Here is a 19193-nt window from a genome sequence, read left to right as displayed (position 1 = left end):
GATGCCCACCGTCTCTCCGATGCGTCCGGCCGTCTCTCCGACCCGTCAGCGCCGCCTCAGCAGCGCCGGTGAAGGGGGTTCTAAGTATAACCGCATAAGTCCGCAAGCAGAAAATTCGATAAACTTGCAAAAAACCGAAAAATCCAATTTTATTACGTAAAATCAATAATTTATACGCTAATGGCCATTCCAATAAAAGCGGTCGTCAGAGCAACCGGCAGCGAATCTGGAGCTTTAGACAGAGTTACTCACAGACTCGACAGCGAGTCAGGCGGAATCGGCCGGGCGAAACCGAGTCAGCAGGCCGGAAACCGGAATGCGCAGCAGAATCAGGCTAACGATCAGAGACAGGTAGACCAGCGGTTCGATCTGAAATCCCTTGGCAAGCATAACATAGTGCAGCCCGCCCAGAATCGCGGCGGGAAAGACAAGCCTCTGCAGGATGCGCCAACGGGGCCCCAATTTGCGCAGGGACAGGTTGTTTGACGTTACCGCCAGCGGGATCATCAGGATAAACGCTGCCATGCCGACTGTAATATAGGGACGCTTCAAGATATCCGCCCAGATCTGACTGGGCAGCTGCACGTCCAGCACCAGCCACACCAAAAGATGCAGGCTGACATAGGCAAAGGTCAGCACGCCCAGCGCCCGGCGAAACTTGAGCAGGTTCAGCCCAAAGAATCGCCGCAGCGGCGATATTGCCAACACGACGATCAACAGCTGAAGCGCAAGTTCGCCATACCGGTGTTCCAATGCCTCAATCGGATCCACGCCCAGACCGCCGGTCAGCCCCTGGTAAAACAGCCAAGGGGCCGGAAGCGCCCCCAGCAAGTAGACCAGCCACACCGGAATGCGGCGCAATATCTGATTCAGCGTCTGCATGGTCTTAGTAGAATTCCTTCAGATCCATACCGTCGTAAAGTCCGGCGACCTCTTCTTCGTATCCATTGAACATCAGCGTCGGGATACGCTTAGCAAAGAGACCGCCGCCAATCTGACGTTCCGAGGCCTGTGACCAGCGTGGGTGATCCACGTTGGGGTTCACGTTACTATAGAAACCATACTCGCGCGGAGCGGACATGTTCCAACTGGTGGGCGGTTCAACATCCGAAACGGTGATGCGAACAATAGACTTGATAGACTTGAAACCGTATTTCCACGGCACCACCAGACGCAGAGGCGCGCCATTCTGGTTGGGAATGGGTTTGTCATAGATGCCGGTCGCCATGATGGTCAGTGGGTGCATCGCCTCGTCCAGGCGCAAACCTTCCCGGTAGGGCCATTCGAGGATCGGAAATTGAACGCCCGGCATCTCATCGGGACGGTATGCTGTTTCAAACGCCACGTACTTGGCGCCTTCCTGCACACCAGCCATATTCAGCAGATCAGCCAGTTCAAACCCGTTCCACGGGACCACCATCGACCAAGCCTCAACACACCGGAATCTGTAGATGCGCTCTTCAACCGTCATCTCGGACATGATGTCTTTGATATCATAGTCACCCGGTTTGTCGACCAAACCGTCGATTGTGACGCTCCAGGGCTCGGTCACCAGAGTATGCGCGTATTTCGCGGGATCGTCCTTGCGAGTGCCGAACTCATAAAAGTTATTGTACGAGGTGATCTCTTCCCAGGTGTTGGGTTCCAGAACTTCCTGTGCCGCCGCCGGTCTGGCTAGCCCCGCCAATCCTACACCTGCCAGGCCGGCCATCACCTGCCGCCGGTTCAAGAACGCCGCCTGTGGCGTGACGTCGGCATGTGTCAGTGTATTGGTCCAGCGATGCGCCATTTAAGTCTCCTTGGTAAGCTAGCCTGAGATTCCAGTTAATCCGCTGATACCACACCGCCAAGGCAACATGCGTCACGATTGGGAGAAGAGACTGTAACGTTTCACGCCAAGTCCATACCAATCCACCTCAGACATCCCCGAGGGTGAATTGCGCCAAAACCGTTAGCACCTGTCACGCCAAGTTGAACTCGCAACGCCCAATTCAGGCGGAATACCCGGACCTTCAATCTTTACAACTGCTTCACGCAACTTGCAGTCTTGTTGCCAGGATTGGCCAACAGGCCCTTAGATCCGCTGTCCACCCGATTGTCGGGCAAGACTAAAGGGAGAAGACGAATGTGTGACATCTGCGTGATGAACGCGGTCAAAGACCGCATGCTTTCAAGAAGAGGATTCTTCAAAGCTGCCGCTGCCTCTGGTGTGGCTGTTGCCGCAACTGGCACCAGCGCATCGTTCGCCCTTGCCGCTGGTGAGGGTAAGGTCGAGGATATGACCCATACGATCAGCGCCGATTTCCCAACCTATTTTGGCGAACCAGGGTATGCGTCCGAACAGGTTTTCAATTTTGGCGAACACGGCTTTAACCTGCAGCGCCTGACAGTCAATGAACACACGGGCACACATATCGACGCGCCGCTGCACTTTTCAGCGGACGGTGCCTCGGTGGATGAAATCCCGGTTTCTGATCTTGTCGCGCCGCTATGCGTTGTCGACATCGCGGCCCGGGCCGCCGAGGATGCTGATACGCTGCTAACCCCGGATGATCTGAAGGCGTGGATGTCTGCCAACGGCGATATTCCTGATGGCGCTTGCGTGGCCTTGTATTCCGGTTGGGCCGCCAAAGCCGACAGCGACGCCTATCGCGGTTTCGACGGTCAGGCACAACATTACCCCGGCTTCCACCCCGAAGCCGCAATGATGTTGATCGAAGAGACCGGCGCGCGCTCCATTGCATCAGACACGCTGTCTCTTGACCACGGCATCTCAACCGACTTCGCCACCCATTATGCATGGCTGCCCACGGGGCGTTTCGGGATCGAGAATATCGCCGGTCTGGATCGTGTGCCGGCCGCTGGCGCGACGTTGGTGATTGGCGCGCCTAAGCATGCTGGTGGCACCGGGGGACCTGCGCGCATTTTTGCAATGGTTTGAACGAAGTGGCCCGCCTGCTGGCGGGCCTTATCTCCAAAAGACTGGCGACTTTGACCGGATAATCTGAACTCTGCCAATTGGTAGGGTATTCAGCTACGTTATCATACAGACAATTGAAGCGAGCTTTTTATGTTTTATGTTCCGCAAAGTGCCATTCCCGGGCTAAGCCGCACCGCCCTTGGGGTTTGCGCTTTTTGCGCCTTGGTAAACCGTAACCCAACATACCGACGCGTATTCTACGACCCATTTGCCGAGCAGCTGTTTCGCAACGGTTCTACCGAGGGACCCGAGGTCCTGGACCAAGCTACCGACTGGGAAACCGTACTCAAGTTCGCCGATGACCGGTCAGTGGCACGTCGCCTCGTCGCGTCGGTTCTTTGGCGTAAGACTTTCATGCAAAACCGCGCGCTTACTGCAATCAAGAATGGTGCGCGTCAGATCGTAGTACTTGGCGCGGGCCTAGATACGCTGGGTCTGAGGTTGTCCAACAGTCACAGCCACATTCCAGTTTTCGAGGTCGACCGCCCCGAGACCATCGAAGCCAAGCGGTCTTTGGTCAGTTCAAATTTTGGCGTTCCACCAAACGTTCGATATACGGCGGTTGATTTCTCTCGTGAGACAACGCTCGATAAGTTGCAGTCTCTCGGTTACGACCATGAACTGGGCACGGTCTTTATTGCTGAGGTTTCGCTGGAATATGTAGCACCGCCCGAAGTTGCAGATGTCTACACAATGGTCCGGTCGAATGGTGCAAATGAAACGCGATTTCTGACGACATACGCGTCAACCGCCGCAGCATCGCAAGCGCAAAAGGAAGTCGACAGTATCGGAAATGCGGTGGCCGGGGTCGGTGAACCCTTTCGTTTCAACATCTCTCCCAGTGAGGTCAGCGCCTACGCGTCTGAACAAGGGTTTTCTGTGCTCGAGCACATATTTGGACGCAGCGGGACCGAAAAATACTTGAGCGAATTGGGGCTGGGTCCAGAGACGATGGATTTCCCTATGGATTCTTTGGACGCCTCATCTTTCTCACTTGTTCAACTGCGACCCGCTTGAACAAGTTGCTTTTGACGTGACTTAAAAAAGAAGGCCCGCCGGTGTGGCGGGCCTTTGTTTGGTTTAATGCACTACGGCATCATCCGGACGTGGCCGCTCTGATGTACCCAGCCGGTCGCCGATAATCAGACCGTCTGAGCCTGCGGTCACAGGGACGGTCTCACCATCCTTGATCTCACCGGCAAGCAGAGCCTCGGCCAGCGGGTTTTGCAAGGCACGCTGGATAACGCGTTTCAGCGGGCGTGCACCGAAGACCGGGTCATAGCCCTCGTCGGCAAGCCATTCCTTGGCGCCGCCGTCCAAGACCAGCTCGATCTTGCGGGCGGCCAGACGTTTCTGCAGACGAGCCATCTGGATATCGACAATACCATCCATATCGGCCCGTTTTAGGCGATCAAAGATGATCGTTTCGTCCAGACGGTTCAGGAACTCAGGCCGGAAATGCGCCCGGACCGCGTCCATTACGTCACGCTTGGCCTGCGCACTGTCGGCACCTTCTGGCAACTGGCTGAGCGCCTGAGACCCAAGGTTCGACGTCAGGATGATCAGCGTCTGCTTGAAGTCCACGGTACGGCCCTGACCATCGGTCAGAACGCCATCATCCAGAACCTGCAACAGCACGTTGAACACATCCGGGTGCGCCTTTTCGACCTCGTCAAACAGCACGACCTGATAGGGCCTGCGCCGCACGGCTTCGGTCAGCACGCCGCCTTCGTCATAGCCGACATAGCCCGGAGGGGCGCCAATCAGACGGGCAACCGCGTGTTTTTCCATGAACTCGGACATATCGATACGCACCATCGCGTTGTCGTCGTCGAACAGGAAGTTCGCCACGGCTTTGGTCAGCTCGGTCTTACCTACACCCGTGGGCCCGAGGAACAGGAACGAGCCCAGCGGGCGGCCTTCGTCGTTCAGGCCCGCACGCGCACGACGTACAGCATTGGCCACAGCAGTGACCGCCGCATCCTGACCGATCACGCGCGAATGCAGATCGTCTTCCATCCGCAGCAGCTTCTCGCGCTCACCTTCCAGCATTTTCGAGGTCGGAATACCGGTCCAGCGTTCGACAACGCTAGCGATCTGTTCCGGACGCACCGTTTCCTCGGCCATCATCTGGCTGCTTTCGGCATTTTCGGCTTCGGTCAGCTTTTTCTCAAGCTCTGGGATGACGCCATAAGACAGCTCACCCGCTTTGGCGAGGTTGCCTTCACGCTTGGCAATCTCGAGATCAGCGCGCGCCTTGTCGAGTTGCTCTTTCAGATCGCGCGCGCCAGCAAGCTTGTCGCGTTCAGCCTGCCACTGGGCGGTCATCTCGGCAGATTTCTCCTGCAGATCGGCCAGATCCTTTTGCAAGGTTTCCAGACGGTCCTTGGAGGCCGCATCATCTTCGAGCTTCAGCGCCTGTTCCTCGATCTGCATCTGCAGAATCTGACGATCCAGTTGATCGAGTTCCTCTGGCTTGCTGTCCACTTCCATCCGCAAGCGAGCCGACGCTTCATCGACTAAGTCGATGGCCTTGTCGGGCAGGAAGCGATCAGTGATGTAGCGATGCGACAGGGTCGCTGCCGACACCAAAGCCGAGTCTGAGATACGCACACCGTGGTGTAGCTCGTACTTTTCCTTGATGCCGCGCAGGATGCTGATCGTGTCCTCGACAGTCGGCTCCTGCACCACAACCGGCTGGAACCGGCGTGCAAGGGCCGCGTCTTTTTCCACGTATTTGCGGTACTCATCCAGCGTGGTCGCGCCGATACAATGCAGCTCACCCCGGGCAAGCGCAGGCTTGATCAAGTTGGCGGCGTCCATCGCGCCATCGGATTTCCCGGCACCGACCAGCGTGTGCATCTCGTCGATGAACAGGATGATTTCACCGGCGGCCTCGGTGACCTCGGTCAGAACGGCCTTGAGGCGTTCTTCGAACTCACCGCGATATTTCGCACCGGCGATCAGCGCACCCATATCGAGCGCAAGCAGCTTTTTATCTTTCAACGACTCCGGCACGTCACCGTTGATGATGCGCAGGGCCATGCCCTCGGCAATCGCGGTTTTACCCACGCCGGGCTCCCCGATCAGAACCGGGTTGTTCTTGGTGCGACGCGACAGAACCTGCATCGAGCGGCGGATTTCTTCATCGCGCCCGATGATCGGATCGATCTTGCCCTCAGCTGCGGCTTCGGTCAGGTCACGCGCGTATTTCTTGAGCGCGTCATAGCCTTCTTCCGCCGATGCGGTGTCAGCCGTGCGACCTTTGCGGATGTCATTGATCGCTTCATTCAGCTTTTGCGCAGATACGGCACCTGCTTCCAACGCCTCTTTGGCCTTGGATTTCACCATGCACAGGGCCATCAGAACGCGTTCAACCGGCACAAAGCTGTCGCCTGCCTTGGTGGCAATCTTTTCAGCTTCGGCAAAAACCTTGGCGGTCTGACCATCCATGTAAATCTGGCTCGCATCACCGCTGACCTTCGGAATCTTAGACAGCGCGGCGTCCAGCGCTTCGACCACGCGGGTCGGCGCGCCGCCGGCGCGTGTGATCAGGTTGCTGGCCAGCCCCTGATCGTCATCCATCAATGCTTTCAAAAGATGCTCGGGCATCAATCTCTGGTGCCCCTCGCGCTGCGCAATCGTCTGCGCCGCCTGCACGAATCCCCGTGCCCGCTCGGTGAACTTGTTCAAGTCCATAGTATTCTCCTTTTCCTAAGCGCCCTGAATGTGATGCGCCCGCTTGGCGGCACGCGTCGGTCTGGGCCTCACATTCAATCTGGGTAATATCGACGTATATTCAAGACTAATTCACACAATAACACAGCCAGTATTCCACCCTTGCAATATTGCCAGAATTTGTCACAAACCAATGATACCGAAACAGTTTTTGGAAAGAACGTTGCGATGGTATCGCCGCAAGTCCTATATAGCTGTGTCACCGGTCAGTGGTCTCCGGTCATCGGAGACCCGAGCCTTATGGGTTGGGTGACAGTCGCTGCCTACGGCATCACGGCAGCTTTGTGTTTCAGGTCAGCGATGATACCCAGCAGCCGAGCAGTGCAATTGTTCTGGCTGATATTGTCTATTCTGCTGATCGCGCTCATGATCAACAAGCAACTGGACCTTCAATCCGCTTTCACAGCGACTGCTCGCTGTTTGTCGCAAATACAAGGTTGGTATGAAGATCGCCGGTCATTGCAAATAGGGTTTATTCTGGCGGTGATTTTCAGCGGTTTTTGGATCGCGCTCGTCAGTCTTTGGTTATTGCGCAATCATCTTGGTCAGATCGGAATAGCCTTGATCGGGTTTATCGTCCTAATCTGTTTCGTACTAATCCGCGCCGCCGGGTTTCACAACTTCGACGCTTTGCTGAATACGGATTTCCTTCTTATCCGTGTGAATTGGCTGATGGAGTTGTCGGGGATAGCCCTGATCGGGCTCAATGCCATTTGGGTGGCAAGACGCCGTCAGCCGCGCGGAATGGAATAGATGGTATAGCCCCCTGTTTCTCCCATTCGTTCGACGTTAAACATCTCGATCAGCGACTCTTCGGCGCTGCTGCTCGTTGGGCATGAGACAAGATCAGCGGTATGGTCCAGCAAATCGACGGTAAAAACTGTTTCACCGGTCAAGCGGCAGTCATCATCGGTGGACCGGTAGCCGCCCAATAGCCTCAGGTCGTCATTCGTAGGGGCTTGAGCTACACCCGTGTCGGATGGAATGGTCTGCGAGGCCTCTTCGCACGCGGCCAACATCAATACTGCACCGACTATAAATATCTTCTTCATCACTCTGCCCCTCTCCCGGATTTTGAGTCAACATAGCACAGATTGAAATTTGCCGAACATACTACATCACCGCACCTTATCGCATGGACAGAACGCCCCGGACTCGTTAGGACGCAGACGTTTGTCAAAAAGGAGCCCGCCCGATGCCCGATGATCGCCTGATTGTAGCCCTTGATGTTCCCAACGCCCTACAAGGGTTGGCTATGGCCGAGAGGCTTGGAGATGCCGTGTCCTTCTACAAGATCGGGCTTGGGATGCTGACCGGTGGAGGGCTGGCGCTGGCCAATGAACTGAAACAAGATCACGGCAAGCGCATCTTTCTCGACATGAAGCTTTTCGACATTGGCAACACTGTCGAAAATGCGGTGCGCGGGCTAGGGCAGTTCGATCTGGATTTCCTGACGGTGCATGGCGATCCGCATGTGGTTCGGGCCGCGAAGGAAGGGGCGGCTGGCAAAGACCTTAAGATTTTGGCCGTTACCATCCTGACTTCGCTAAACCGCGACGACCTGGATGCCAGCCTTCTGAAAGAGGGCGACGTGCAGGATCTGGTGGTCGAACGCGCTGCACGCGCGCTTGAAGCCGGTGCCGACGGCGTCATCGCCAGCCCGCAAGAAGCCGCGCTAATCCGTGCCCTGCCCCAGGCCGAAGGTCGTCTGATCGTGACCCCTGGCGTCCGCCCCGCAGGTGCCGCGCTTGGTGATCAGAAACGCGTTGCAACACCCGCAAATGCCGTCGCAGACGGCGTGGACCACATCGTCGTGGGCCGACCTGTCTATCAGGCTGACGACCCTAAAGCTGCTGCCGAGGCAATCCTTGCCGAATTGGCCTCACCGCAGGCAAAAGCACCGAACAGGGCTTAATTCTCGACGCCTTGCAGGTTAAAATTTTTAGGGTTTGATGCCGGATGGCCGCGTCCGCGCAGGCAATTACTGTCGATTTCTGCGACTCAAGTAGTTGACCTTACGTCACTTTTTGCCATTTCCGCGCCAAATCGTCCCTGTGCCCCAAAACACACATGAGATATGCGAGTTTTCGCTGTGTGATCTGGATCCTATCTAAATCCCGGAATTTGCGCGATTCTGGGGACGTGATACTCCCCGCGGACCATCTCTTCCTGAGGTCCGTCACCTCCCCCCGCCAATCGCGGGGGGTCTTCTTCTGAAAACCTCACATGTCAAAAGACGGCCTACCTTGGACCAAGTAGTCACGTAGGCGGATCGCGAAATTCGGCACCGCCAATGCATTCTCAAGGTAAATGTCCGGCGACATCAAACACCATCCCTGCCCCTCATCGCCAAACCTAATCAGGTTGACGTCGCTGGGTGGCCGATGTGCTGCGAAGAACCAGTTTTGCCCATACATGCGCGACCAGACGAAATCAGCCTTGGCGAGGTGCAGACCGACTTCTTCCAGTGTTTCGCGCCTGACGCATTGCAACGGGGTTTCGGCCCCTTCGCGCCCACCGCCGGGAAAGTCGAAATAGCCCGGGAATGGAATGTCCTTCTTGTCGTCCCGTTGAATCACCAACAGGTCCGATCCAAGAAACAGTGCGACCTTCGCCCCCGTGAATTGCATGAGCGCTTTCTCTTTGCTGCCCGACCAGATAAATTTTAGCCAGTAACGCCTGATATCACAAAGCGCATAAAACTGAGATGTAAATGTAATGCCCGCTTTATGCCGCGACTGCTTTTCGATTCTGGAACAGGAAGCGCGCTGCCCTTCCTGCGGCAGCCCGCGGATCAAGACGCACCCCGAGCTGTTCGACCTGTCCATCGCGCATATGGATTGCGACGCATTCTATGCCTCGGTTGAAAAGCGGGACAATCCCGATCTGGCCGACAAACCGGTGATCATCGGAGGCGGCAAACGCGGTGTTGTCTCGACCGCTTGTTATGTGGCGCGTATTCGGGGCGTCCGCTCTGCGATGCCAATGTTCAAAGCCTTGCAACTGTGCCCGGACGCCGTTGTCATCAAGCCTCGCATGTCGGTCTACGCCGAGGTGTCACGCCAGATCAGAGCCATGATGGACGAATTGACCCCCGTGATCGAACCGCTGTCACTGGACGAAGCATTCATGGATCTGTCCGGTACGCAGCGACTGCATGGCGCGCCACCTGCGGCCATGCTGGCAAGGCTGGTTAAGCGGATGAAGGACGAACTGGGTGTAACAGGCTCGATCGGTCTGTCGCACAACAAGTTTCTAGCCAAAGTCGCCTCAGATCTGGACAAGCCGCGTGGGTTTTCAGTTATTGGAGAAGCTGAGACCGCCGAGTTTCTGTATGACAAACCGGTGCGCCTGATCTGGGGTATCGGCCCGGCGGCACAGGAATCGCTGGATCGTGCCGGCATCCGCGCCTTCTCGGATTTATTACGCTGGGATCAGGAGGCACTGACAGCCCGCTTCGGATCTATGGGGTATCGGCTATGGCATCTGGCGCGCGGTCAGGACAAACGGCGCGTCTCTTCGCACGAGCCAATGAAGTCGATCAGCAACGAAACTACTTTTTTCGAGGATACAGCCAGCCTGGACATCCTTGACGGGCATCTGTGGCGCATGTCCGAAAAAGTTGCGGATCGCGCCAAAGCCAAAGGGCTGGCCGGACGGGTCGTAACCCTGAAACTCAAACAAGCAAACCACAAGGTCATCACCCGACGTGTCTCGTTGCGGGACGCCACGCAGATCGCAGACCGCATCTACCGCACCGCACGTGGGCTATTCGATCAGGTCGGCGACAAAGGACCATATCGTCTGTTGGGTTGCGGAATATCCGATCTGTGCCCCGAAGATCAGGCGGACATCTCGGGAGACCTTTTGGATCCCGACGCGTCAAGGCGGTCTCAGGCGGAACGCGCAACGGATGAAATCCGGCGCAGATTCGGAACGGATGCGATTGTCAAAGGCCGGGCTTTGCGCTGAGGTTACTCAGCCGCCAGACGCAACGGATCGCGGCCAATACCCGAGATTTCCCGTATGACCTGCCGCAATACGTCCTGAAACGCAGCGAAATTGCCGTTCGGCGCGATTTTGACCTCATCCATATACAGAGATCGGTCGATCTCAACTTGAATAGCGTGCTGATTGCGCCCGGGCCGCCCGTAGGTCTGTGTCACGTAGGCGCCCGCGAAGGGCGCGTTGCGCGCCACGATCAGACCCGCCGAGGCAAACGCGGATTCGATCCGGTCCACAATCTCGGTCGAAGCCGAAGCGCCAAATCTGTCACCCAACACGATCTGCGGGCGCTGGGACGTGGTCGTACTGGCCATCGAAACCGCTTCATGCGGCATCGAATGGCAATCAATCAAAATGGCCTGACCAAAAGCCGCGTGCGATTCGGCCAGCAGCGACTTGAGACGCGCATGATAAGGACGCCAGCAGGTGTCGATGCGCAGACGCGCCTCATCCATCGTCAGCTTCCCGCGATAGATTGCGCGCCCATTGGCGACGACCCTGGGAATCACGCCCAGCCCCGAAGCGACACGCGGGTTATGACCGTGGCGGCGCGCGCCCTGGATCAATGCCGGGTCCAGCTCCTCAGTACTGCGGTTAAGATCCAGATAGGCTCTTGATTTTATTGCGGATATTAGGGGCGCACCATGGTCAGTCGCTGCGGAAAACAACTGATCCACGAATGCATCTTCCGAAGATCGAATCACATTTTGGCTCAGAACCGTCCGGTTCAGCATCGCTTCAGGGTAGTTCCGGCCACTGTGAGGAGAAGAAAATACAACGCAAGACGTGCGCTTGACGGGCATATCCAATACGTAAGCAGCGTTCTTCATGGTGACTCCTTGTTCGCATTGAACATAGACCGGAAAATAGTTCTACCAAACCCCTTGAACCCCTTTGCGACTCCTTTTATAGACCCCGCTACCGGCGCGGGGTTCCGCGCCCCATTTCGTTATGGGGCAGGGCAACGCAAAGGTTACGTGGGCGGTTAGCTCAGCGGTAGAGCACTTCGTTGACATCGAAGGGGTCACAAGTTCGATCCTTGTACCGCCCACCATCTATTCACTGTTTCGGGTCTGACCCGGGACACCCGCAAACCCAGGCGCTGGCCACGTCCTTGATGAAGGCGCCGCAGATTGGAGACAGACCCATGAAGGTCAAGAACTCGCTCCGCTCGCTCAAGAACCGGCACCGTGATTGCCGTGTTGTGCGTCGCAAAGGCCGCGTCTACGTGATCAACAAGACGCAGCGCAAGTTCAAAGCTCGCCAGGGCTAAGAACTGCACATACCGTTAAAGAAAAACCGCGCTTCTCAGCGCGGTTTTTTTGTTCGAACGATTGATGCGCAAAAAAGACCGGAACGGTCAAAGGCAAACCCGTAAATCAGTGGGCGAACAGATGGTCGGGTTCCTTATCCGGGCCCGCCACAGGATCAAGAACAAGCACCAGCCGTGTTTCACCTGTTCCCTCGATTGGTGGCGAACGATGCAAAAGCCCGGACTTCGGACTTTCCGGCCAAAGCGTTCCGCGCAACAGTATCGGCGCACCTGTTGGTACGGTGAAAACACGTTTCGGCTCGTTGCCATCGTTTGAAATTCCGTATTGCGTTCCAGTCCCTCGATAGGTGCAGACCAAACGCGACGTGACTGCGTCGATGTGAAACCTGCGGCAGGCATTTGTGTTTACCACATCCAAACGCAGGCGAAGCCATTTTGATTCCATAAGACCAGCAAACAAGGTTGCCATCGCGGCAACGTCATCCACCAATAAGTCACGTTCCGGACCTTCGGGCGTACCATGCGCCTCGCCCAGCTCAACCACCGCGCTGCGCACCGTCTCTGGGCGCAGGATCACGCGCGCTTTGGGCAGGTGTGCGGAATCCAACTTGTTGATCCAGTTCTGAAAGCCGGGCAAGGGGTCGCGCCGCCAAATCGCTGCGGCGCAACCGGGGTTGTGAATGACCGACAAGTCCTCGGGCGTTTCTGCTATGCCGACACCTATTGCGGCATCTTTGACGACTTCACGCACCAAATTCATGCTGCAGCCTCTGACCGACGCCAAACTGGGAATGGGTCGGGCAGATCGGGAAGATCTTCTAGGCGTCCCGCGGCTGCGGCCGGAACCAACGCCGAATCCAGCCGGGCTTTGAGCACGGGCCAATCTATTCCGCTGCCGATGAAGACGATCCCTTGTCGCCGATCGCCCCAGGGCTCTTGCCAATGCGCTTGCATATCGGCCCGCGCGCTTTCGTGATCCGGTCTGCGTTCTTCGGGTACTGTCGCCCACCAGGTGCCAAGTGGCTGTACCGAGGACAGCGCACCGGCCAATGAGAATTCGGCAACCCAATCGGGGCGCGTCGCGATCCAGAAATGCCCCTTTGCACGGATGACGCCTGGCAGATCGCCATTCAGGATCGTCAGAATCTTCTCTGGCACAAAGGGTTGTCGCGCGCGGTATACATAGCTGGTAACGCCATACTCTTCAGTTTCGGGCACATGATCCGCGAACCCATACAGTTCTTTGGCCCACATCGGATGTTCATGCGCCTTTTCGAAATCGAAGAGGCCGGTATCCAGGATTTCATCGGCTGCCACGTCCGAGTGGTTCGTTTCGATAATCCTTGCGTCAGCGTTCAAGCTTCGAATGATTTTCCGCGCGGCGTCTACTCTTTCTGCTCCGGCATCCGCGATCTTGTTGAGAATAACCACGTCAGCAAATTCGATCTGATCGGTCAGCAGATGGACCAGCGTGCGTTCATCCTCTTCACCGAGCGTTTCTCCGCGATCGGCCAGAAAATCGTGGCTAGAGAAGTCTTCCAACAGGTTAACCGCATCGACCACCGTGACCATTGTGTCCAAGCGCGAAACATCCAACAGGCTTACGCTGGCCTCATCCCGGAAATCAAACGTCGCGGCGACAGGCAATGGCTCAGAAATCCCGATGGATTCAATTAGCAGATAGTCAAAGCGGCCTTCGCCAGCCAATCGCCGAACTTCGTCTAGCAGATCGTCGCGAAGTGTACAGCAGATGCAGCCATTTGACATCTCAACCAGCGTCTCATCCGTGCGGGATAGTTCAGTGTCGGCACGCACCAAGTCGGCGTCGATGTTCACTTCGGACATATCGTTGACGATCACGGCAACGCGACGGCCGTCCCGGTTGTTCAGAACGCGGTTCAACAATGTCGTTTTGCCTGCGCCAAGAAATCCGGACAGAACAGTTACGGGAAGGCGGGTGTCGGTCATTGGGTGTCTACCTATTTGAAGGACTCAGGTGAAAAGGCGCATCATTTGGGCGAAAACCTCTGATACGGCGTACAATCTATCGTTATGTTATTACATTTTGTCAATAGATATGGTGCTACATCTGGGCAACCTGAAAATACGCGGAATAAAACAGCGACCATTTGACCAACTAATTTTGTCAGATTTCCTTGCATCCTCTCGGGAATCGTTTAATTGACAATTTCAGTCGGATTACTACGCCGCACATTTCAATGTTGGGAGTTATGATGCTCAAATCCTCTACCTGCTTCGCCGCCGCATTGTCGGCCCTGATTGCCACTTCTGCCGCTGCCGAGGGTGAGTTGAACCTTTATTCCTCGCGCCATTATGACACCGACGAAAACCTGTACAGTGATTTCGAAAAGGCCACTGGCATCACCATCAACCGCATCGAAGGCAAAGCCGATGAGCTGATCGCGCGGATGGAAGCCGAAGGCGCGAACTCGCCCGCGGATATTCTGCTGACAGTCGACACCTCGCGCCTTTCACGGGCCAAGAATGCCGGCATTCTGCAACCGATCGAAAGCGCCGTTCTGGAAGAACGCATCCCGAACAACCTTCAGGATAGCGACAATGAATGGTTCGGCTTCTCGCAACGTGGCCGCATCATTTTCTACGACAAGGAAAACGTCGCTAACCCTCCAGCGACATATGCCGATCTTGCCAAGCCCGAATACAAGGGTCAGGTCTGTATCCGGTCGTCCAGCAACACCTATAACCAGACCCTTCTGGCATCGATCATCACCCATGAAGGCCCCGAGGCAGCAAAGGCCTGGGCCGAAGGCATCGTGGCCAACATGGCCCGCGAACCACAGGGCGGTGACACCGATCAGCTGCGGGGTATCGTATCCGGCGAATGCGACATCGCGGTTTCAAACACTTATTACTTTGCTCGCGCAATCCGCAAAGATGTCAAAGGCGTCTCGGCCGATATCGATGCAATCGGTTGGGTCTTCCCGAACCAGGACAGCTATGGCGCGCATATGAACCTGTCCGGTGCAGGTGTGGCTGCAAATGCGCCGAACAAAGAGAATGCCGTTCTCTTCCTCGAATATTTGGCAAGCGACAGCGCCCAGCAATATTTCTCGGCCGGGAATGACGAATTCCCCGCGGTTGAAGGCGTCGCGCTCGCGGACTCGGTGAAATCGCTGGGTGAGTTCAAAGCGGATGAGGTCGTCCTGTCCGACGTCGCCGAAAACCTGCCGACAGCGCAAAAGATCTTTAACGAAGCCGGCTGGAAATAATCTGGGCAAAAACCAGAGCAGTAAGAAGGGCGCAGGTTTTCTGCGCCCTTTTCCTTTGGTGGCAGGTTCAGAACCGAACCCCGAACCCGACCGAAAACCCCGAAAACGAATCCGCGATAACGCCGTTCAGCATGACGCGCGCGCCCTCGACGGCGGGCAACCCGATCTTTGTGGTATCGACCTCAATTCCGACACCTACCGTCGCCAGCCAATCCGTATCCAACACCATCGCGCTGTCGCCGTGATAGAGGACAACACCCCCGTCCAAAACCAGCTTTGACGGACTGCCCAGTAGTTTGACCTTGTCCAGCGGATAGCGATAGCGCGAAAACAACGTGGTCTGGTTCGAATTTGCGCGCGCATTCCCAACCTCGGGTTCGTTTATCGGGTGAAACTCCAGAAAGGTCTGGCGCAGTTTGTATTCTGCTTGCCAACGGCCGAACTGTGCCTCGCGAAAAAGACTCAGGGACGCGCCGAAGCCAAAGGCGTTCAGATTGCCATCCACCTCGCCCACCCCGTTCGAGCGGGTCGGAAACAACGGGAAATCGGAAAACACGGCGTCCGTTGTGACATGGCCAAGGGACAGATGCGCGGCTGGCCGGATATGCCAATCATTTGTGAGCGGAAATTCCCATCCGACACCAAGGGTCGCGGCGATGCTTGACCATTTCACATCCAGTTCGGTATCAGACCCGATTTCGGGGAATATCACCACCGGATTATAGTTCTGATAGGCGAACTGACCTTCCAGATACAGGCCGTTGTCCAATGGTTTGAACCCGCCGCGCAACTGTGTGGACCGCAGATTTCGCGCGTCACCGGCTGCGCTCAGAAAGGATAGGGACGACAGTGTTTCGTTCGGTGTGGCGGCAATACTCAGCACCGCAAGAGCGGCCCGGGCGGCGGTTTCCGAGGCGTCTGGATCCAGGTTTTGCGCGTTGGTCGACGCGGCGAAACCACAGAACAATGGCAGTGTGTACGCAACAAGTCTTTTCAATCGCAGGTTCGCCTGTCGTATGTTGTCGGCCGGCAAGCGCATCCTTGTAGACGCGCTAGGCGTTAAGCGAACCGTAACCCAGTCTTAGTTTACGAAAAACGAAAACAACAAATTCGCGGTCACGAAATCTGATGGCTTGCATTTTGGAAACACCCGGTCATCGTGGCGTTTTCAACAACCATCCGGAATGTGATTTGGAGTTTTCCCCCAAAACGGGTTCAATCACGTCAGGAGGCTCGCCATGAAAAACCGGGATAGTTTCGAGAAATTCTACTTTGCCAAGGTTGGCATGGGCGAAGCCTGCGGCTGTGCCGAGAAGGTGATTGATGTGTTCGAATTCAACCGACAAGGCGGCGCACAGTCCAAGCGTGCAGTGAAATCGGAAAGACGCAAACGTCGTTCATTCCGATCCTGGGCCATGAAATACGGGTTGCTGAGCCGCAAACCCCGAACCTGAAAATCGTCACCCATTTGTGGGACGGCGCAGGTGCCTTGAACCAGTTAGGTGCTTTATGATCAGAATTGGGGGCCGATCGGACCTGCAAAACCCGGCGACACCCCTTCAACCTCAGTATCCGAGACTCCGTCTTCAATTTAAAACGACGCGGTCAGCGAACACCCCTGCGCGGGCCTTTTTGGGGTTTCGCCCGAACAACACAGGCTTGAGAAACAACCCGGCGAATCCGGAAACAAACTTGCAATCGCCCCTACATGCGTAGTCACCTGAGATGGAACGGGGGAGGAATGTCGATGAAGCCATGGGCCGTCGTGGTTTGTCTGTGCAGTGCGCTGGCTCTTGCTGCATGCGCCCCCAAAACACGCAGCTATGAAAAAACCATTTCGTTGTCCTTTGCGGTCCCCGCGAACAGCGCCCTGATGCGCGCGGCCAACCGGCTTGGCGATCCCAAGGATGGGCGGTCCGGGGTAAAACTGATCAGTGATGGGGAACAAGCGCTGGTTTCAAGGCTTTTGCTGGCCTCTGCAGCCGAGCATACCATCGACGCGCAATACTACCTTTTGCACAATGACCCCACGGGCCACCTGTTTGCGGCCAGTCTTTTGCAGGCGGCGGACAGGGGCGTTCGTGTCCGGCTGCTTTTGGATGACATGGACACGTCCAGCTACGACGCTATGACCGCAGCGCTGGACAATCACGAGAATATCGAGATCCGACTGTTCAATCCTTTTTGGCGGGATCAAAGCCTACTGATTGCAGGTCTGACAGACTTCAAACGCATCAATCGCCGGATGCACAACAAATCCATGACCGCAGACAACATGTTCACGATTGTTGGTGGGCGCAACATCGGAGCCGAGTATTTCCTGGCCCGGGAAGAAATGAACTATGCAGATCTGGACGTGCTGGCGGCAGGCCCGGTCGTGAATGAGGTTTCCCAAAGCTTTGACACCTATTGGAACAGTGAATTTGCCGTTCCCGCACGCGTGGTTGTTGGACAACCGGAATCGTTTGACCTGAACGATGCGCGCACAAGGCTGAATGAGTTGGTGGAGGAAGCAAAACAGACCCAGTACGGCGCTGCGCTCAGGAAATCCGCGCAAGAGAATTTTGCCAACGGCGCGCTTCGGCTGAATTGGGTCCCCGCGCGTTTGTATGCGGACCCGCCCTCAAAAGCTGCGGGCGTTGAAACGTCCGACCCCATTCTTGCATCGCAATTGCTGCCTTATTTTGAAATTGCCAGCAGCGAGGTAAATATCATCTCGGCCTATTTCGTGCCGCGCAACAATGGCGTCCGATGGATGACCGAGTTGGAAAATCGCGGTGTGGACGTCAAAGTCGTGACCAATTCCTTAGGGTCAAATGACGTCGTGCCGGTCTATGCGCATTACGCCAAGAAACGCAGGGCGTTGCTGCGCGGTGGTGTTGAGCTTTATGAATTGCGGCCAGACGCCTATCAGGTTCAGCGTCGCGGTATCAACTGGGCGCAATCCCGATCCGGCCTGCATTCCAAGGCTTTTGCCATCGACGACCGTTACCTCTTTGTTGGCTCATTCAATTGGGACCCGCGGTCTGTGAACATCAATACCGAAATGGGCATTCTGATCGACTCTCCTGCGATGGCCGTTCAAACGATGGGTGCATTGGACGTGGCCCTGCCCGCCTACACCTACCAGGTGACGTTGGAACGCGCAGGCCAGCTTAAATGGAGAACACGAGGAGCGGACGGGGAAATACTGGAATACGATTCCGAGCCCACGGGGTCGGTCTGGGATCACATCGTCTCTGGTTTTCTGAGTATTCTACCGATCGGGTCACAGCTTTAGGCCCGCAAGTAACGACTAACGCGACCGATCATTCTTAGGTTTACCGCGGCAAAAAGCTGAAAGGACGTTCACCGTGAAGTATTGCAAGCTTTATGCCGATGCTGCTGGCGAAAGCCATTGGGATGACATTGACGTCAACCTCGAGGAACGGAGTTTCGCCCCGCCCGCGCAGGCCATCGAGGTATCCGAGCCAGAGCGCGTCAAACAGACAATGTTCCTGCTGCTTCGATCCGGTTGGAACGAGCCTATCCATCCGACCCCGGTGGCGCAAAGGCTGATTTGCCTTGCAGGCACAATCCGCGTCACTGCAAGCGATGGAAACTATCGTGACATCGGCCCCGGCGACGTGTGGCACATGGAAGACAAGGTGGGAAAGGGGCACCACACCAGGGTCACAAGCGATCAGGATTTTGAAGTCGTCATAATTCAGTTCGAGTAACTTCGGCGATCCGAGGCCGTGTACGAAACCCCAGGCGGAATATTCACCGTCGGACGGCACCGTTTCAGCGTGGCGGCTTAGTGTTAGCTTTTAGTCACTCAAATGTCCATTTTCTTCTGAGGGTTCAGTGGCAATACCAAGCAGTCCAACCATAGATAAGACTGGCTAAGAGCATACTGAAATACGGGTGCTAACTAGGTCTTCGCATATTGATACCCGCTGGAGAA

Annotated in this window: 19 protein-coding genes and 1 tRNA gene; 11 read left to right on the top strand and 9 right to left on the bottom strand. The window is 56.1% G+C overall.

The genetic code is table 11. The features are described 5' to 3' along the window. Window positions 1-267: 267 nt before the first annotated feature. Window positions 268-882, bottom strand: coding sequence for a protein-methionine-sulfoxide reductase heme-binding subunit MsrQ (gene msrQ / locus AC2FIB_RS19200; protein WP_496737004.1), 615 nt, complete (start codon window positions 880-882; stop codon window positions 268-270). Window positions 883-886: 4 nt separating this feature from the next. After that, on the bottom strand, window positions 887-1789 hold the full coding sequence (msrP, locus tag AC2FIB_RS19195; protein ID WP_496737005.1) for a protein-methionine-sulfoxide reductase catalytic subunit MsrP: 903 nt from the start codon (window positions 1787-1789) through the stop codon (window positions 887-889). Window positions 1790-2125: 336 nt separating this feature from the next. On the opposite strand from msrP, the gene AC2FIB_RS19190 reads away from it, so the two are divergent. Together AC2FIB_RS19190 and AC2FIB_RS19185 are read left to right on the top strand one after the other, a co-directional pair. Further along, entirely contained in the window at window positions 2126-2941 is an 816-nt protein-coding gene (locus AC2FIB_RS19190) for a cyclase family protein (RefSeq protein WP_496737007.1), read from the top strand. Between the two features lie 129 nt (window positions 2942-3070). Next, complete coding sequence (locus AC2FIB_RS19185; RefSeq protein WP_496737008.1) at window positions 3071-3997, top strand: class I SAM-dependent methyltransferase; 927 nt, start codon at window positions 3071-3073, stop codon at window positions 3995-3997. A 63-nt stretch (window positions 3998-4060) separates the two neighbouring features. Here the strand turns inward: AC2FIB_RS19185 and clpB are convergent, their stop codons facing one another. Further along, window positions 4061-6679: an ATP-dependent chaperone ClpB gene (clpB, locus tag AC2FIB_RS19180; RefSeq protein ID WP_496842620.1), complete on the bottom strand. Its 2619-nt coding sequence runs from the start codon at window positions 6677-6679 to the stop codon at window positions 4061-4063. Between the two features lie 207 nt (window positions 6680-6886). Between clpB and AC2FIB_RS19175 the strand changes: the two genes are divergently transcribed. Continuing rightward, entirely contained in the window at window positions 6887-7471 is a 585-nt protein-coding gene (locus AC2FIB_RS19175) for an isopropylmalate isomerase (protein WP_496737009.1), read from the top strand. On the opposite strand, the gene AC2FIB_RS19170 is transcribed toward AC2FIB_RS19175, so the two are convergent. Then, the gene (locus AC2FIB_RS19170; protein WP_496737010.1) at window positions 7450-7770 is read right to left on the bottom strand and encodes a hypothetical protein; all 321 of its coding nucleotides are present in this window, start codon (window positions 7768-7770) and stop codon (window positions 7450-7452) included. The genes AC2FIB_RS19175 and AC2FIB_RS19170 overlap by 22 nt on opposite strands. 143 nt (window positions 7771-7913) lie before the next feature. Between AC2FIB_RS19170 and pyrF the strand changes: the two genes are divergently transcribed. Next, window positions 7914-8633 carry an orotidine-5'-phosphate decarboxylase gene (gene pyrF / locus AC2FIB_RS19165; protein ID WP_496737012.1) on the top strand — a complete coding sequence of 240 codons (720 nt, stop codon included), beginning with the start codon at window positions 7914-7916 and terminating at the stop codon, window positions 8631-8633. A gap of 307 nt (window positions 8634-8940) precedes the next feature. Here the strand turns inward: pyrF and AC2FIB_RS19160 are convergent, their stop codons facing one another. After that, complete coding sequence (locus AC2FIB_RS19160) at window positions 8941-9348, bottom strand: NUDIX domain-containing protein (RefSeq protein ID WP_058271371.1); 408 nt, start codon at window positions 9346-9348, stop codon at window positions 8941-8943. A gap of 88 nt (window positions 9349-9436) precedes the next feature. Between AC2FIB_RS19160 and AC2FIB_RS19155 the strand changes: the two genes are divergently transcribed. After that, window positions 9437-10690 carry a DNA polymerase IV gene (locus AC2FIB_RS19155; protein WP_496705722.1) on the top strand — a complete coding sequence of 418 codons (1254 nt, stop codon included), beginning with the start codon at window positions 9437-9439 and terminating at the stop codon, window positions 10688-10690. Between the two features lie 2 nt (window positions 10691-10692). Here the strand turns inward: AC2FIB_RS19155 and AC2FIB_RS19150 are convergent, their stop codons facing one another. Further along, window positions 10693-11553 carry an N-formylglutamate amidohydrolase gene (locus tag AC2FIB_RS19150; RefSeq protein WP_496737014.1) on the bottom strand — a complete coding sequence of 287 codons (861 nt, stop codon included), beginning with the start codon at window positions 11551-11553 and terminating at the stop codon, window positions 10693-10695. Window positions 11554-11702: 149 nt separating this feature from the next. Here AC2FIB_RS19150 and AC2FIB_RS19145 point away from each other — a divergent pair. After that, window positions 11703-11777 (top strand) — tRNA-Val (locus tag AC2FIB_RS19145). 93 nt (window positions 11778-11870) lie between these two features. Next, on the top strand, window positions 11871-11996 hold the full coding sequence (ykgO, locus tag AC2FIB_RS19140) for a type B 50S ribosomal protein L36 (RefSeq protein ID WP_005648635.1): 126 nt from the start codon (window positions 11871-11873) through the stop codon (window positions 11994-11996). Between the two features lie 106 nt (window positions 11997-12102). Here the strand turns inward: ykgO and AC2FIB_RS19135 are convergent, their stop codons facing one another. Together AC2FIB_RS19135 and AC2FIB_RS19130 are read right to left on the bottom strand one after the other, a co-directional pair. Further along, window positions 12103-12756, bottom strand: a complete 654-nt coding sequence (locus AC2FIB_RS19135; RefSeq protein ID WP_496842619.1) for a DUF1826 domain-containing protein — start codon at window positions 12754-12756, stop codon at window positions 12103-12105. Beyond that, complete coding sequence (locus AC2FIB_RS19130) at window positions 12753-13964, bottom strand: GTP-binding protein (RefSeq protein WP_496842618.1); 1212 nt, start codon at window positions 13962-13964, stop codon at window positions 12753-12755. Before AC2FIB_RS19130 ends, AC2FIB_RS19135 begins: the two co-directional genes overlap by 4 nt. 266 nt (window positions 13965-14230) lie before the next feature. Here AC2FIB_RS19130 and AC2FIB_RS19125 point away from each other — a divergent pair, with 266 nt between their 5' ends. Beyond that, window positions 14231-15247: a Fe(3+) ABC transporter substrate-binding protein gene (locus AC2FIB_RS19125; RefSeq protein WP_496727418.1), complete on the top strand. Its 1017-nt coding sequence runs from the start codon at window positions 14231-14233 to the stop codon at window positions 15245-15247. 67 nt (window positions 15248-15314) lie between these two features. On the opposite strand, the gene AC2FIB_RS19120 is transcribed toward AC2FIB_RS19125, so the two are convergent. Further along, window positions 15315-16244 carry an autotransporter domain-containing protein gene (locus AC2FIB_RS19120; protein ID WP_496737019.1) on the bottom strand — a complete coding sequence of 310 codons (930 nt, stop codon included), beginning with the start codon at window positions 16242-16244 and terminating at the stop codon, window positions 15315-15317. Between the two features lie 241 nt (window positions 16245-16485). On the opposite strand from AC2FIB_RS19120, the gene AC2FIB_RS19115 reads away from it, so the two are divergent. The 3 genes from AC2FIB_RS19115 to AC2FIB_RS19105 all read left to right on the top strand — a co-directional run bounded on the left by AC2FIB_RS19115 (window position 16486) and on the right by AC2FIB_RS19105 (window position 18966). Beyond that, complete coding sequence (locus AC2FIB_RS19115) at window positions 16486-16701, top strand: hypothetical protein (protein WP_496737020.1); 216 nt, start codon at window positions 16486-16488, stop codon at window positions 16699-16701. Window positions 16702-16994: 293 nt separating this feature from the next. Further along, window positions 16995-18527 (top strand): phospholipase D family protein, encoded by a 1533-nt coding sequence (locus AC2FIB_RS19110; protein ID WP_496842617.1) that lies wholly within the window; start codon window positions 16995-16997, stop codon window positions 18525-18527. 73 nt (window positions 18528-18600) lie between these two features. Beyond that, a complete protein-coding gene (locus AC2FIB_RS19105) occupies window positions 18601-18966 on the top strand; it encodes a cupin domain-containing protein (RefSeq protein WP_496737022.1) in 366 nt (121 codons plus the stop codon). Window positions 18967-19193 lie beyond the last annotated feature (227 nt).

Source organism: Ruegeria sp. YTSA072 (assembly GCF_059610285.1).
Note: the sequence above shows the minus strand (reverse complement) of the source record. Positions and strands in the feature narration are given on the sequence as shown.

Coding starts and splice junctions, on each gene's coding strand:
- AC2FIB_RS19160 (WP_058271371.1), bottom strand. CDS start 9,348: ATGCAATTCACGGGGGCGAAGGTCGCACTGTTTCTTGGATCGGACCTG.
- AC2FIB_RS19150 (WP_496737014.1), bottom strand. CDS start 11,553: ATGAAGAACGCTGCTTACGTATTGGATATGCCCGTCAAGCGCACGTCT.
- AC2FIB_RS19135 (WP_496842619.1), bottom strand. CDS start 12,756: ATGAATTTGGTGCGTGAAGTCGTCAAAGATGCCGCAATAGGTGTCGGC.
- AC2FIB_RS19185 (WP_496737008.1), top strand. CDS start 3,071: ATGTTTTATGTTCCGCAAAGTGCCATTCCCGGGCTAAGCCGCACCGCC.
- AC2FIB_RS19125 (WP_496727418.1), top strand. CDS start 14,231: ATGCTCAAATCCTCTACCTGCTTCGCCGCCGCATTGTCGGCCCTGATT.
- AC2FIB_RS19170 (WP_496737010.1), bottom strand. CDS start 7,770: ATGAAGAAGATATTTATAGTCGGTGCAGTATTGATGTTGGCCGCGTGC.
- AC2FIB_RS19175 (WP_496737009.1), top strand. CDS start 6,887: ATGGTATCGCCGCAAGTCCTATATAGCTGTGTCACCGGTCAGTGGTCT.
- msrP (WP_496737005.1), bottom strand. CDS start 1,789: ATGGCGCATCGCTGGACCAATACACTGACACATGCCGACGTCACGCCA.
- clpB (WP_496842620.1), bottom strand. CDS start 6,679: ATGGACTTGAACAAGTTCACCGAGCGGGCACGGGGATTCGTGCAGGCG.
- AC2FIB_RS19130 (WP_496842618.1), bottom strand. CDS start 13,964: ATGACCGACACCCGCCTTCCCGTAACTGTTCTGTCCGGATTTCTTGGC.
- ykgO (WP_005648635.1), top strand. CDS start 11,871: ATGAAGGTCAAGAACTCGCTCCGCTCGCTCAAGAACCGGCACCGTGAT.
- AC2FIB_RS19115 (WP_496737020.1), top strand. CDS start 16,486: ATGAAAAACCGGGATAGTTTCGAGAAATTCTACTTTGCCAAGGTTGGC.
- AC2FIB_RS19155 (WP_496705722.1), top strand. CDS start 9,437: ATGCCCGCTTTATGCCGCGACTGCTTTTCGATTCTGGAACAGGAAGCG.
- msrQ (WP_496737004.1), bottom strand. CDS start 882: ATGCAGACGCTGAATCAGATATTGCGCCGCATTCCGGTGTGGCTGGTC.
- pyrF (WP_496737012.1), top strand. CDS start 7,914: ATGCCCGATGATCGCCTGATTGTAGCCCTTGATGTTCCCAACGCCCTA.
- AC2FIB_RS19110 (WP_496842617.1), top strand. CDS start 16,995: ATGAAGCCATGGGCCGTCGTGGTTTGTCTGTGCAGTGCGCTGGCTCTT.
- AC2FIB_RS19190 (WP_496737007.1), top strand. CDS start 2,126: ATGTGTGACATCTGCGTGATGAACGCGGTCAAAGACCGCATGCTTTCA.